The sequence below is a fragment of the Moraxella sp. CTOTU48268 genome (genome assembly GCF_032069585.1).
GTDB lineage: Bacteria > Pseudomonadota > Gammaproteobacteria > Pseudomonadales > Moraxellaceae > Faucicola > Faucicola cinerea.
Window position 1 is genome coordinate 49,851 of sequence record NZ_DAMALV010000013.1, and the last position, 13,489, is coordinate 63,339.

Consider the following 13,489-nt stretch of genomic DNA (forward strand, 5'->3'; position numbering starts at 1 on the left):
TGCCAATTTTAACATATAATACCCTGTTATCAATTTTTTACCTTTTGCACTTTTTATAGAATACCGAGAGTTACATGACCGACAATACTGACAATCAGTCAATCGACTATAAAGACACCCTAAACCTTGCCGATACCGTATTTCCCATGCGTGGCGACCTTGCCAAACGCGAACCTAAATGGCTAGAACAATGGTTTGCCGACGATGTGTATGCCCAAATTCGTCGCGCTCGCCAAGGTCGTGAAAAGTATGTATTGCATGATGGCCCTCCCTATGCCAACGGTCAGATTCACTTGGGTCACGTGGTGAATAAAGTGCTTAAAGACATGATTGTCAAATACAAGACGCTTGACGGTTATGACGCGCCGTATGTACCGGGTTGGGATTGTCATGGATTGCCGATTGAGCAAAAAGTAGAAGGCATTATCGGTAAAGTGGGTCAACCCCATAAAGACAAAAGCAAAAACGGTGCCATCGTGACGTCAACCGAGTTTCGCGGCGCTTGCCGTGACTATGCCAAAAGCCAAATTGACCTGCAAATGGTTGACTTTAAACGCTTGGGCGTACTGGGTGACTGGGAAAATCCTTATCTGACCATGAACTTCAAGCAAGAAGCTGATACCGTCCGTGCATTGGCAGAAATCTACAAAAACGGGCATATCACTCGCGGTATGAAGCCGGTGAATTGGTGCTTGGATTGTGGTTCGGCGCTCGCAGAAGCGGAAGTAGAATATGAAGATAAAAAGTCCGATGCGATTTATGTCGGTTTTGATATCGTCAACCGTGAGGCATTAGCGGCGACTAAAGCGGTTGATGGCGCTTTACAGGCGGTGATTTGGACAACCACGCCTTGGACGTTGCCTGCCAATCAAGCGATTACCGCAAGCTCTGAGCTAGAGTACTCCGTGGTAAAAGTGACGTTTAACAAACAAGCATTTGCTATTCCTACCACCCTAGACACGCCTAATTATTTACTTCGCCGTTTAACCAAAGACGATAAAACCGCTTTACAGGCAAGTGCATCTGACCCTTTGATTTGGGAAATGTTACCGGAAAAACGCCACGAACCTGCCGTATTTGAGCCGTATTTCAAAAAAGCCCTTGAGCAAAAAGCCTTTGTGATTGTCGATAAAAAAACCAATAACATTATCGGCACAACCCGTTTTTATGATGATAATGTTGAAGAAAATTCGATTGCCATTGGCTATACCTTTTTGACCCGTGAGTATTGGGGATCAGGGGCCAATGCTGAAATTAAATCGGCTATGCTAAGTCACGCCCAACCGCAGCGAGAAACGATTTGGTTTCATGTTGCCCCTGATAATCAGCGTTCTGCCAAAGCGTTAGAAAAAATTGGCGCAACTTATCACAAAACCGCTGACAATGGTTTGGGCGAGCGCTTGTTTTATCAAATGGCAGGCGAAAAACCACAGCCGAGAATCAGCCATTTAATTGTCGCTTACAATTTAGTTCCGCATTTAATGAGTGTGTTTAACGCCAAAGAATACAGTGTGTTGGCGACCGTGAAAGGCGATGCATTAACTGTACTTAAAGCCCAGCATCCACTGATTGCCGAGCGTCAAGTGCCGATTATCACAGGTGACCACGTGACGGCAGATAGCGGTACGGGTTTGGTGCACACTGCGCCCGCTCACGGTGTCGATGACTATGTGGTCGGGCAAAAATTTCACTTGCCTACCGAAAACCCAGTCGCAGGTAACGGCGTGTATTTGCCTGAAGCCAAAGTCTTTGTCGGCGAACATATTTATAAAGCGCAACCAAAAATTATCGAAATGCTCAAAGCCAGTGACCATTTGCTCAAGCATGACGTGATTACTCACAGCTATCCGCATTGCTGGCGACACAAAACGCCGATTATTTTCCGTTCAACGCCACAATGGTTTATCAACATGGAAAGCCAAGGTCTGCGTGAACAGGCGTTGACCGATATTCCAAAAGTGGTATGGACGCCAAGTTGGGGACAAAATCGTATCGAATCGATGATGCATGGTCGCCCAGATTGGTGTATCAGCCGCCAACGTACTTGGGGCGTGCCGATTGCCTTTTTCATTCATAAAGACACGGGCAATTTGCACCCAAATACGGCTGAGCTGATGGAAAAAGTCGCGCAAGTGATTGAGCAAGGTGGTGTGGAAGCATGGTTTGATGCCGCGGCTGAAGACTTTATTGGAGATGATGCTAAAGAGTATCAAAAATCGACCGATACGCTAGACGTGTGGTTTGACTCAGGGTCAACCAATTTTGCCGTGCTTGCCAATCGTCCTGACTTAGCCAATCCTGCGGATTTATATCTTGAAGGCTCTGACCAACATCGGGGTTGGTTCCAGTCGTCACTTTTGGTGAGTGAAGCGATTTATGGTCGTCCACCGTACAAGCAAGTGTTGACGCACGGATTTACCGTAGATGCCAAGGGCTATAAATTATCAAAATCCAAAGGCAATACCAAAGGCTTTGAGCCGCAAGAACTTGCCAATAAATATGGTATTGATATCGTGCGTCTGTGGGTCGGCTCAAGTGACTACCGTTACGAGATGGCGGTATCGACTGAAGGCTTTGCGCGCACTACCGATATGTATCGCCGTATTCGTAACACCATTCGTTTTTTACTGGCGAATACAGACGACTTTGACCCAGTGACCGACATGGTGGATGCCGATAACCTAGTCAGCCTTGACAAGTATATTTTAAAACGCGCTGAGGCGGTACAAGCTGATATTCGCCAATCTTATACCAACATGGATTTTCACCAAGTGTGTCAAGCGGTGGTGGGTTTTTGTTCACAAGATTTGGGCGGTTTTTATTTAGACATTATCAAAGACCGTCAATATACCACCAAATCCAATGGTGAAGCGCGCCGCTCAGCACAAACCGCGATTTATCATATTGCCCATGCGATACTGCGCTGGATTGCACCGATTTTGTCATTCACCGCACAAGAAGCCTGGGAAATCTTAAAAGGTCCGCATACAAGCAATGGCAATGGCTACATCTTTACCGAAGAATGGTATGAATTCCCAGAAGTAGTATTGGATGACGTGAGCGAATCGGATTGGCAAGCGATTTTGAATGTCAAAGAAACCGTCAACAAAGCCTATGAAATTGCGCGCACCGATAAAGTGATTAATGCAAATTTATCGGCTAATGTCACCGTGTATGCACCAGATACTACCATGGCGTCACTCAATCGATTAGGTGATGAACTCAAATTTGTGTTGATTTCAAGCCAAGCCAATGTAGCGGCATTAACCAACCAACCAAGCGATGTGACTTATAGCGACGAAGACAGCCAAGTTGCGGTATTAGTCAAGCCTGCCACGGGTGAAAAATGTATCCGCTGTTGGCACATTCGCGAAGATATCGGCATCAATCCTGCCCATCCAGAAATTTGTGGTCGCTGCGCCCAGAATGTCGAAGGTCAAGGCGAGGTGCGTCATTATGCCTAATACACAGGCAACGACTGCTGCCACTCATTCGTCCACTACACTACCCATCAACGGCAACAAAGCCATGATGTGGTATGGTATTGCGGTTTTGGCAATAATTGTCGACCAACTCACCAAGTTGTACTTTGAGCATAACTACCAGCTGTACCAAACTACGGCGATTATTCAGCCGATTTTTAACTTTACCCTTGCCCACAACTATGGCGCGGCGTTTAGTTTTTTGGCAGATAAAGGCGGCTGGCAAAAATGGCTGTTTAGCGGACTGGCACTGGCTGTTTCCTTTGGTATCATGGCGTATCTACGCAAAATACCCCAACAAGCCAAATTATTGGCTTTAGGCTTGTCATTGGTGATGGCGGGCGCTTTGGGCAATTTGATTGATCGGGTACGTTTGGGCTATGTGATTGACTTCTTGCATGTCCACTATGGCAATGCGTGGCATTTCCCGATTTTTAATATAGCTGATGTGGCGATTAATATTGGCGTTGTGTTGATTTTAATCGATGCGTTTTTATTAGAATCCAAACGTAACACCCTTTAATTTTTAGATGGATGAACAACCGCATGAATCATGACATTATTACGCCAAACGAACAAACCCGCATCACTCAAGACTCAACCGTTGATTTGCATTTTGAGGTCAGCTTAGAAAATGGCACCGTCATCGACTCAACCTTTGAGCGTGGCGAACCTGTTCGCTTGGTGGTGGGTGATGGTAGTCTGCTTGAAGGGTTTGAGAAGGTACTCATCAATTTGACAGCGGGTGACACGCGCACCGCATCGCTGTCGCCTGACGAAGCGTTTGGTCAATGGAACCCTGATAACGTACAGACTTTTAGTCATGCGCAGTTTGCCGTGACGGGCAATTTGCCTGAAGTCGGTACCATGATGGAATTTGAAGATAAAGGCAAAACCACGCTCGTGGGTGTGGTCAGTGACGTCAATGAAGATGCCATCAAAGTGGATTTTAACCATCCATTGGCAGGTCAAAATATACTGTTTAAAGTGCAGATTTTTAGAGTGACACCAAAAGATAGTAAAGGTATCACACTCAGCTGACATTCAGCTGGCATTAAACTAAATGGAAGTTTTCAATAAAAAACCGCTGATTAACTCTCAGCGGTTTTTTATTGTCTATCAATTAACCGTTTGGGTATCATCGTCTGCCGCATCACCTTCTTTAGCGTCTGATTGTTCTGCCAGTCTTGCACGCTGCTCAAAACGTTCGCCCGTCGCTTTAATACCCCACACCAATTCCACAAAAGCGCGGTTATTGATGAGCGGCTCATCTTCAATAATCAAGAAATAGCCCGTTTTGTTGATCCATAAAAAAACAATACTGGTATTGGGCATCAACATATCAATACTGGTAAAAAATGACACCCCATAGCCATGTACCGCCCAACCGCGCTGCTGTTGGCGTTCTAAAAAGCCATAAAAATCGGCGGCGGCTACCGACAGCGTATCTGCTTCTTGCTGGGTAAAGCCCATTTTTGCTAGACAAAAGCCTTCATCTGATGCAATTACGACACGGCGACTACCTGATAGACTCGCTGCTACATATTTTAAGAAATTATCCAGCTGCACGTGCGGAGCGACCACCCGCTTTTCAAGGGTCTCAATCCAACCTTCTTCGATAAACATATCTAGCCAAGTGTCACTATAACGCTCACCCCATTCCCGCGCCGTCATACTTTGTTCAGGGGCGAGCACCGCTTGCAAGGCTAGTTGCTGCTCTGAGGGATTGGCGCTTGAAAAACCATGCAATACCCCGGCAGGCGTTAAAATTATATAAGTGTCGTTTTGTTCTAGCATGCTGCTTTCCTTAAATTTTGATAGACGGCAAAGGTAATGTTGTATGATAGCATTGGTGAATGCAAAAGCTCATTTATTGGTTGGGTTGCTAAGTTATCGATTCGGTTAAGGTTAAGCGGCTTGCTTGGCAAAATATTCTTTGGTTTCAAGCCATTTGTCATTAAAATCCCATTTGTTTTTTGACATTTCCCACCAAACCATACTAAATGCCAATCGGTCATGACAAACAACACAATGGTTAAAGAACTCTTCCTCGATTTCGGCAATTTGCTCGGCTTGGTCTTCTGGATCGTCTTCTTCTTCCATGATATCTAATAGCGAAGCAATCGTCATTTGTGCCACTACTTTTGAGTCATCAGTGGACACACGTAGTTGGTGTTGATAAGTGTTCATTGAAGGCGATACCAATACGCTCCAACGCGTGGCAAGATGGCTTACTTTAAACACATACTCACCATGATTGATGCATTGGTCAAACCCTTGTAGCAGCGTTGGCGTTAGTTTTTCTCTGACTTGGTTGAGGATACGGTCACCAAAATAGGGCACGTCAAACCAACAACCATAAAACATATCGGCTAACGCACCTTGTAAGGGCTCTTTTTCATCAAGCTCCATCGCTGCCATGATGCGGCTGGTATGGATATCCATATTCATCGGTTGGTCAATCACTTGGCGACTATAGAGACGAAAATTAAGCCAATGTTTTTGAAATTTTCTACGATTACGATTCGACAATGAATACATGCTGATTCCTCAAAAAATTAGCCTAATTATATAAAAAGTTATGTGACAAGGGTGAGGTATTAGTGACTGACGCTGTGAAAAATCCACGCATTTATCCCCTACTATACTATTAAACCCGATTGCAATCAAAACGCTTCAGCATAAAAAAAGCGCAACTTCTAAACATGAATTGCGCTGTTGGGCAAGAAGACAAGCTTGACTGATTAATCCAATAAGGTATCCATTAAATCAATCATAAACTCGCCGTCTTCTTGGGTCATCGGCTCAAAACCGTCACTCATCCCCAATTCTTGTAAGACTTGTTCGCCCTCTGCGGTGTCTTTTAAGCTTAATAAGGCATCGATAAATGGCTCACTGTCGGCAAAACTCTCTTTAACCAGTAGCACATGGCTGATATCGCTCAAATCACTTTCAACCAATACCTGCATCTGCGATAAGGTCAAGCGTGACAAGCTATGATAAACTTCTGATAAAAAGAATGCCGCATCGGCTTCGCCTTTAATCAAATTACGCGCAGCGGCTTGGTAAGTCTCGGTAACTTTCCAAGTAATGTCAGCTTCTAACAAATCCACCGCTTCTAGCAGACGAAGCCCAATCAATTTGACATCACGGTTGTCTGCCATGGCAATGGTGCAGCCTGCTTTCAAATCCTCAAGTGCTGCAATGCCACTGTCGGCTTTTGCGGCAATCACCATTTCATTAGATTTGCCCAGTGGACGAGCCACGGCGCGATAACCCTGCTCCCGAATCATTGTCGCTGCGTCGAAGGGATTGGCATAGATAATATCCACGTTTTGCGCTTGGATTAAGTCGTTTTGTTCATGCGCAGACGCGGGTGTCAGCAAGTGAATGTGAATGCCTGATTGTTTTTGTAGCAGTGTATTGAGCATATGCCACCCGGCAAAACGCTCAGGTGCGAAGTCAGGCGCAATGAGTAAATTAATTGTCATTAGGCTTGCTCCTCTAGCATTTTGCGATACAGTGCTTCAGCTTGCGCGATTTTGCTGCGTGATGGTTTGCGTCGTACCGAGGTATAGCCAACCGTTTCGCCATGGCGGATATTGGGTACAGCCGTTGCATACACCCAGTAGTAGCTACCATCTTTGCACAAGTTTTTGACATAGCCATGCCATTTTTTGCCCGCTTCGACTGTTTGCCACAAGTCTTTAAAGGCGGCTTTTGGCATTTGTGGATGTCGCAAAATATGATGCGGCGCGCCAATTAATTCATCACGGCTATAGCCACTGATATCCACAAAGGCGTCATTGGCGTGGGTGATAATGCCATCTAAATCCACGCGTGAAACGATAAGTTTGCCATCGGGATAAGGCAGCTCGTTTTCGGTGGTATAAACGATACGACTTGAGCCATCTGAGTAAGTCAGACGATGCGCTGTAGCATCGCCAGCAGGTTTGTCCATATCGGGTAATTGTACAGATTTCATTACCTCTCCTTATAAATTTTTGATTGAGTCACGGTTGCTAATATTAGTGATAGGCTGAAAAGGAGAAACTTTTTAATGTTTATAAATATTAGATAAGTTTTAATAAGGCTTCAGCCGCACGCTTCATATCCAAGAACACTAGACCCAATTTTGCATTTGGTTTGGTCAAAATGGTCAATACCGCTTCAGTACCCGATGCCGACATAATCACATAGCCTTTTTCGCCTTGTACCATGACGCGCTCGATACTGCCACGCGCGAGTTCTCGACCTGCACGGTCACCGAGTGATAGTAGCGCCGCTGACATCGCACCGACACGGTCTTCATCAATGCCCGCTGGCAAGGCTGACGCAATCATCAAACCATCGGTCGAAATTAACGCCGAGGCTTCCACATCAGCTGAAGAGCTGTTTAGGTCGTTTAAGATTTGTTGGAACATATCGGTACGCATATCAAGAACCTTTTTAGTAAACAAAATTAGGGGTTAGTGGGCAAATTTAGTGGGCAAAATAAAAATAAACTTGCACCCATGCGATCCGTATTAAAATCATTCTTAATTATGGCTGGCATCGTGCAAAAATAATAGGGCAAAAATAGATGGGAAATGTTGTTAAGTGAGGGGCTGATTAAGCGGCGCTCATCGGTGGTTTATGGAGGTTAACGGTTCAACCCCCGTATCCAATCTATAATCGCAACTGAGTGTCACATAACGTTTTGCTGGGTAGTATGATAACATAATTTAATAAAATTTTTACATTTTATTACAATGCAAAGAGACTGAAAAATTTTAGTGAGCGTCTTTGCTATTCATAGGATAAAAAAAAGCCAAGACAATAAGCGCTTGGCTTTAATAATTAATTATAAGAAAACCGTAACTATTAAGGCTGTTTAGCGTGAACCACTTGTTGGTGCAAACGCGCTAATCCATCCACCATGCGCTGCTGCAAGATAGCGGTAATTTCATTTCGGGTTTTACCCGCAGGGTCAATGGCTGCTAACGGCAACACATACGCTTTGGTAGGACGATTATCAAGGACACGTTTGACGCTATCTATCAAGCCAATATCGCCATAATACGGAATGTTTTGGTCAAGCTCGCCATCTTGGTTGACATAGCAAATCACAATCGGTTGAATGAGCACTTGGCTGTCCATCGCAGACTGCAATAAGTTACCATATATACGTTTAATCGCTGTGCCGTCTGTGGTCGTCGCTTCTGGGAAGAAAACCACGGGTGAGCCTTGCGATAAAAACTCACTCATTTGCTCACTGATTTTACTGGTATCACCCGAACCGCGCTTGATAAATAAGGTATTGGCGGTGGACGCCATCCACCCAATCACCGGCCAATGCGCGATTTCGGCTTTGGACAAAAAGAAAGTCGGTACAATACTACCCACCACAGGGATATCGAGCCAAGAGATATGGTTGCTCGCCCATAGCGCGTGATGCGTCGGTATTGGCTCAAGTGCAGTCACCTCAATGCCTAACGATTTGAGCGATTTTTTACAGAATTTTTGAATCAATTGGATGATTTGCTGATTATCGGGATTTGGTGTGCGGCTAATTTGCCAAGCATAGCCAATACCTGTTTGAATCGCAGCCATTAAGCTCACAACGCGCTTGCTGCGTTGCCACTGGGTCGCCAAATTCTTTTTACTGTAGGTAGCAGGTTGTCGCAGTTGTTTTGCCGTTTCGCTTAGTAGGTTGTTAATCGTCAGCACAGATGGGGCGAGGTTAGAGTCAGATTTTTGCATAAGGTAAATATGTTAGTGAAAAATTGTGGATGTAGTATAGCAAATTATTGGGCACACGGCTTACTGCGTCTTTTTGAGTTTTAGCAATAACCCAATAGCAATCCCTAAGTATCAATCACTCAATAATAGTAACCAAACCCAGTTTATCTTGGTTAAGATTAGCACTTTTGCCTTTATCAATAAACAAGTTAGTGCAAATAGTGCTGATAGCGCGGTTTGACCTGTTCAAACGGCAACCAAACAAACACATCGGCACAATCAAACTCAGGATCATAACAAGCCGTTGCGCCAAGACTACAGCCCATTTTGACATACATTTTCAATAACGCTGGCAAGGCAAAATTTTGCGGATTTGCCAAGTCCACATCAGCCACTTGCGCCAAATCGATAGCGGATAGTTTGTGCTCTGGCAATTTACGGGTCACTTTGACATCTAGCTTGGTGCTATCAAGCTGATGATCTAACCAGTTTTGCACATTGCCCTCTTCCATCGGAACTGAGGCACAGCCCATAAACGCATTGACATTGTAAGCTTTGGCAACTGCCGCGATGGATTCCCACAAATGATTAATCGTGGTAATACCGCGATAATCCGGGTGCACACAAGTACGACCGATTTCTAGCACATTATACGGGTAATCATCGAGCAAGCGACCCAGCCTAAACTCATGCTCGCTATAAAAATGCCCAGCTTTTATCGCGCCGTTTTTATCCAATAATCGGGTGGTTGCCACCGCGAGTGGTTGCCCAAAGCTATCTTGCCGAGTTTCGTCATACACCACCACATGGGTGCAATAATTATCAAAATCATCCCGATCTAGCGGCTGCTCTGAGCTTGGGTGAAATCCCCCAAAACTTACAGAAAACGCTTGGGTAAAGGTCAAAGTGCGTAGGCGCTGGGCATTGAGTAAATGCTGCTCGGTTTGTAGCGAAAACTTATCCTCACTCACGTTAATAATCACTGACTTAAATAACGGGCGTTGGCGGGTACTTGGGCGGCTAATCGTTGGATTCACCAGCGGGGCTAGGGTCTCGACCACAGCCATATCAGCAAAATTATATTCCAGCAACTGCGCAACAAACTGGGTATTAAAAAGACTATCAACAGGATAAGTGGCGATATCTTCGTATAATTTGGCGCCGTTATTTTGTTCTACAACATTAGTTTGTTCTACAAAATCAGTCATCTTACTGTTACCTATGGTGATTTTTGCTATGGCATTGGCCATGTGCGGAGCGAAAAATGCCTTAGCTTGTCATTGACTCATTGTCAAAGCTACAAAGCCGCTATCATCCGATTATGGATGGTCAGTCAGTCTGCATAAGGTCAGTATGCGTGACACCAATGTCGTTTCAATGACGTTTTCATGGCAAAACCATGACCAAACCTGCGCCTTTATCCCCGTTTTAAGTTACTAATTGTAAATTTGACTAAAAGTTCTGCAAAAAAACCTTATATTGATATACATAATCCATCTATCGTGTCTAGCGCTTTTCTAACGCGGCTATCGACTATTTAAGCGAACGTTTAACTTAATAGACTTAGATAATATAATTAGATATAGACACATTTTTACACTCATAACGAAAGGATAAATCATTGGAGTATTTTGAGCGTTATGAAGGTGGTGAAAAAGCCATCTTAGTCCATTTAAACATTACCCATCTCAATGACCCAGACGATTTGGAAGAATTTGAATTACTGGTGGATTCGGCAGGGGCGCAAAAACAAGCCTTGGTCACAGGTACGCGGTCTAAGCCTGACGCCAAATACTTTGTAGGTACGGGTAAAGCCGAAGAAATCGGGGAACTTGTCAAGCAATATGAGGCAGATATTGTCATTTTTAACCATAGTTTGACCCCATCGCAGGAACGTAATATTGAGCGCTTGGTGCAGTGCCGTGTGCTTGATAGAACGGGTCTTATCTTGGATATTTTTGCCCAGCGTGCGCGAACCTATGAAGGTAAACTGCAAGTTGAACTTGCCCAGCTTAATCACTTAGCGACTCGCTTGGTACGCGGCTGGACGCACTTGGAACGTCAAAAAGGCGGTATTGGTCTACGCGGTCCAGGCGAAACCCAGCTCGAAACCGATAGACGCTTGTTACAGGTGCGTGTCGGGCAGCTCAAAACCAAGCTTGATAAGGTCAAACAAACCCGCGCACAGGGTCGTGCCAAACGCCAAAAATCCTCGGTGCCGACAATTTCACTGGTCGGTTATACCAATGCGGGTAAATCAACCTTATTTAATACCCTGACCAATGAAAACATCTATGCCGCCAATCAGCTATTTGCGACGCTTGATCCGACGTTACGGAGTGTGTCGTGGTCGGGTGTGGGTAAGGTGGTACTTGTCGACACGGTCGGTTTTGTCCGCCATTTGCCGCATGAGCTAGTGGAAGCCTTTCATGCCACGCTAGAAGAAACCTTAGAGGCAGATTTGTTGCTGCATGTCATTGATAGTCATCGTGAAGACATGCATGAGCAAATCGCCGCGGTACAATCTGTGTTAGCGGAAATTGATAATCAAGTGCCTGTGCTAAATGTGTTTAATAAAATTGACCTCACAGGTGAGCCGCCGCATATCGGTTATAGTGATAAAGCCAAGCCCAATCGGGTGTATGTCTCTGCCCATGAGGGGTTAGGTATCGAGCAACTCACCCTTGCCGTGCAGCAGTTATTGGTAGGTCAATTACAGCGGTTTGAATTAACCTTACCCGCCAATTTTGGACAATTGCAACACGAACTGCATAAGTTAGAAGTGATTGAAGACCTCAGCTATGATGAAACGGGTCAAACCAAACTGACTGCCACGATGTCGGTGGACAAGCTTAAGCAGTTGTTGGGTGAATTTGGTATCGCACCTGAAGAAGTGTTGTCGCAAGCACAAGCCAAACTTCTTGCGCCAGTGCTTGAGCCATTTGAACAATTGCTACAGCAGCAACCATTGGATACTGCCGACGAGACATAACTTGTTAGCCATTTAACAATATAACAATAGTAGACCTGCATCAAAATTTAAGTTGACGCAGGTTTTTTTGGCCGAATAAATAACCATACAGCCCGATAGACTGCACTTATTGACTACAAGTTGATTAAATCTTAAAAATATCTTCGTCAATTTGTTATTCTTTTGTCATGTAGCAAATGGGCTGTGAGATTTTTTTCGGTTTTATTGGTTTTTATTTTGTTTTATTTGTTATAAATATCAATTATTTAGGTCATTTTCCCCAATTTATGTGGATAACCATGTGGATAACTTATGACTTGACAACAATAAACCGCATATCTCTATAGGTTACCTCTAAATTGGTTATTTTTTAACCAATTATTTTAGTTATATAAATCATATAGTTACATTTTTTTGCAAAGTGCAAGCAAAAAATTTTACTTTTTTTTTAAGTTTTAAGGCTTGAAAATCTGATAGTTTTTATGACTAAAAATTTTGAACCCTTTTTTTTCTAATCCTTCTTATCCAACACAAAAGTTCTACAAGTTTTTTGGCAATTGATTCCCTTTTTCCCCTTATCTGATTTTTTGTAAACTTTAACCAGTTTTTGACAGATTTATGGTATATTTCATGCCAATTCTTTTATAATATTGTTATCAAATGTCATTGAAACATAACGAATTTTATCTTTTTATGTGATTTTAAAGCCTTACGCTAACCTCAAATTTTATAGCCATGTGCTTTACCGTGACGTATTGTCAAAAATTTTACATAGGTATATTTATGGGATTGTTTGCAAAGAAACCTCGCCTACCTTATTGGCTAGCGGCTTCTCTATTGTCATTGGGCAGTTTGGCAAATATGCATGCAGCGAACGCTGGCAATATGTATGTGTTTAAAGACAGCAATGGTCAAGTGCTGTTGACCAATGTAGTCAGCAACAACCGCCCTGCAGGGAATAACTTCCAAAATTTTACCAAAAAAGTCAAAGTGACTTATTACGCGGATACCAATGTGCATAGTTATAGCAATTGGGGCGCCAATGAAGCTGCAGTACCTGCCAGTGCACGTGGCAACAAAAATAGCTACGATAGCATGATTGTGGCTTCGGCGCTGCGTCATGGGGTCGATCCTGCATTGATGAAAGCCATGATGCATACTGAATCAGGTTTTAATCCCAATGCGCGCTCACCTGTTGGGGCACAGGGGTTAATGCAATTAATGCCTGCGACAGCTAGACGGTTCGGTGTGTATAACGCTTGGAACCCTGCCGAAAACATCGAGGGCGCAGCCAAATATTTGAAATTTTTACAAA

General features: G+C 44.0%; 12 protein-coding genes. 5 read left to right on the plus strand and 7 right to left on the minus strand.

Annotated elements, in window-relative coordinates:
• The first annotated feature begins 146 nt into the window (after positions 1-146).
• Genes ileS through fkpB form a run of 3 tightly spaced genes read left to right on the plus strand, consistent with a single transcriptional unit; the run spans position 147 to position 4,523 of the window.
• On the plus strand, positions 147-3,464 hold the full coding sequence (gene ileS / locus RT143_RS06435) for an isoleucine--tRNA ligase, N-acetyltransferase domain-containing (protein WP_313091967.1): 3,318 nt from the start codon (positions 147-149) through the stop codon (positions 3,462-3,464).
• Positions 3,457-4,005 (plus strand): signal peptidase II, encoded by a 549-nt coding sequence (lspA, locus tag RT143_RS06440; protein WP_313091953.1) that lies wholly within the window; start codon positions 3,457-3,459, stop codon positions 4,003-4,005. The genes ileS and lspA overlap by 8 nt, the downstream gene beginning before the upstream one ends.
• A 23-nt stretch (positions 4,006-4,028) precedes the next feature.
• On the plus strand, positions 4,029-4,523 hold the full coding sequence (fkpB, locus tag RT143_RS06445; protein ID WP_050324732.1) for an FKBP-type peptidyl-prolyl cis-trans isomerase: 495 nt from the start codon (positions 4,029-4,031) through the stop codon (positions 4,521-4,523).
• A gap of 78 nt (positions 4,524-4,601) precedes the next feature.
• Here the strand turns inward: fkpB and RT143_RS06450 are convergent, their stop codons facing one another.
• From RT143_RS06450 to RT143_RS06480, 7 genes are all read right to left on the minus strand, one after another.
• On the minus strand, positions 4,602-5,279 hold the full coding sequence (locus RT143_RS06450; RefSeq protein WP_313091955.1) for a hypothetical protein: 678 nt from the start codon (positions 5,277-5,279) through the stop codon (positions 4,602-4,604).
• Between the two features lie 111 nt (positions 5,280-5,390).
• Positions 5,391-6,023, minus strand: coding sequence for a hypothetical protein (locus RT143_RS06455; protein WP_007117202.1), 633 nt, complete (start codon positions 6,021-6,023; stop codon positions 5,391-5,393).
• A 203-nt stretch (positions 6,024-6,226) separates the two neighbouring features.
• A complete protein-coding gene (locus tag RT143_RS06460; protein WP_313091957.1) occupies positions 6,227-6,973 on the minus strand; it encodes a phosphate/phosphite/phosphonate ABC transporter substrate-binding protein in 747 nt (248 codons plus the stop codon).
• A complete protein-coding gene (locus tag RT143_RS06465; RefSeq protein ID WP_099808397.1) occupies positions 6,973-7,467 on the minus strand; it encodes a PAS domain-containing protein in 495 nt (164 codons plus the stop codon). The genes RT143_RS06460 and RT143_RS06465 overlap by 1 nt, the downstream gene beginning before the upstream one ends.
• 88 nt (positions 7,468-7,555) lie before the next feature.
• Positions 7,556-7,918 carry a roadblock/LC7 domain-containing protein gene (locus RT143_RS06470; protein ID WP_313013525.1) on the minus strand — a complete coding sequence of 121 codons (363 nt, stop codon included), beginning with the start codon at positions 7,916-7,918 and terminating at the stop codon, positions 7,556-7,558.
• A 427-nt stretch (positions 7,919-8,345) separates the two neighbouring features.
• A complete protein-coding gene (locus tag RT143_RS06475; RefSeq protein ID WP_313091960.1) occupies positions 8,346-9,224 on the minus strand; it encodes a lysophospholipid acyltransferase family protein in 879 nt (292 codons plus the stop codon).
• 188 nt (positions 9,225-9,412) lie between these two features.
• Positions 9,413-10,411, minus strand: a complete 999-nt coding sequence (locus tag RT143_RS06480) for a GNAT family N-acetyltransferase (protein WP_313091961.1) — start codon at positions 10,409-10,411, stop codon at positions 9,413-9,415.
• Between the two features lie 413 nt (positions 10,412-10,824).
• On the opposite strand from RT143_RS06480, the gene hflX reads away from it, so the two are divergent.
• The gene (gene hflX / locus RT143_RS06485) at positions 10,825-12,195 is read left to right on the plus strand and encodes a ribosome rescue GTPase HflX (RefSeq protein ID WP_313091963.1); all 1,371 of its coding nucleotides are present in this window, start codon (positions 10,825-10,827) and stop codon (positions 12,193-12,195) included.
• A 762-nt stretch (positions 12,196-12,957) separates the two neighbouring features.
• A partial coding sequence (locus tag RT143_RS06490; protein ID WP_409519696.1) for a transglycosylase SLT domain-containing protein occupies positions 12,958-13,489 on the plus strand: 532 nt, incomplete at its 3' end.

Coding starts and splice junctions, on each gene's coding strand:
- RT143_RS06460 (WP_313091957.1), bottom strand. CDS start 6,973: ATGACAATTAATTTACTCATTGCGCCTGACTTCGCACCTGAGCGTTTT.
- RT143_RS06475 (WP_313091960.1), bottom strand. CDS start 9,224: ATGCAAAAATCTGACTCTAACCTCGCCCCATCTGTGCTGACGATTAAC.
- RT143_RS06470 (WP_313013525.1), bottom strand. CDS start 7,918: ATGCGTACCGATATGTTCCAACAAATCTTAAACGACCTAAACAGCTCT.
- lspA (WP_313091953.1), top strand. CDS start 3,457: ATGCCTAATACACAGGCAACGACTGCTGCCACTCATTCGTCCACTACA.
- ileS (WP_313091967.1), top strand. CDS start 147: ATGCGTGGCGACCTTGCCAAACGCGAACCTAAATGGCTAGAACAATGG.
- RT143_RS06455 (WP_007117202.1), bottom strand. CDS start 6,023: ATGTATTCATTGTCGAATCGTAATCGTAGAAAATTTCAAAAACATTGG.
- RT143_RS06465 (WP_099808397.1), bottom strand. CDS start 7,467: ATGAAATCTGTACAATTACCCGATATGGACAAACCTGCTGGCGATGCT.
- fkpB (WP_050324732.1), top strand. CDS start 4,029: ATGAATCATGACATTATTACGCCAAACGAACAAACCCGCATCACTCAA.
- RT143_RS06450 (WP_313091955.1), bottom strand. CDS start 5,279: ATGCTAGAACAAAACGACACTTATATAATTTTAACGCCTGCCGGGGTA.
- RT143_RS06480 (WP_313091961.1), bottom strand. CDS start 10,411: ATGACTGATTTTGTAGAACAAACTAATGTTGTAGAACAAAATAACGGC.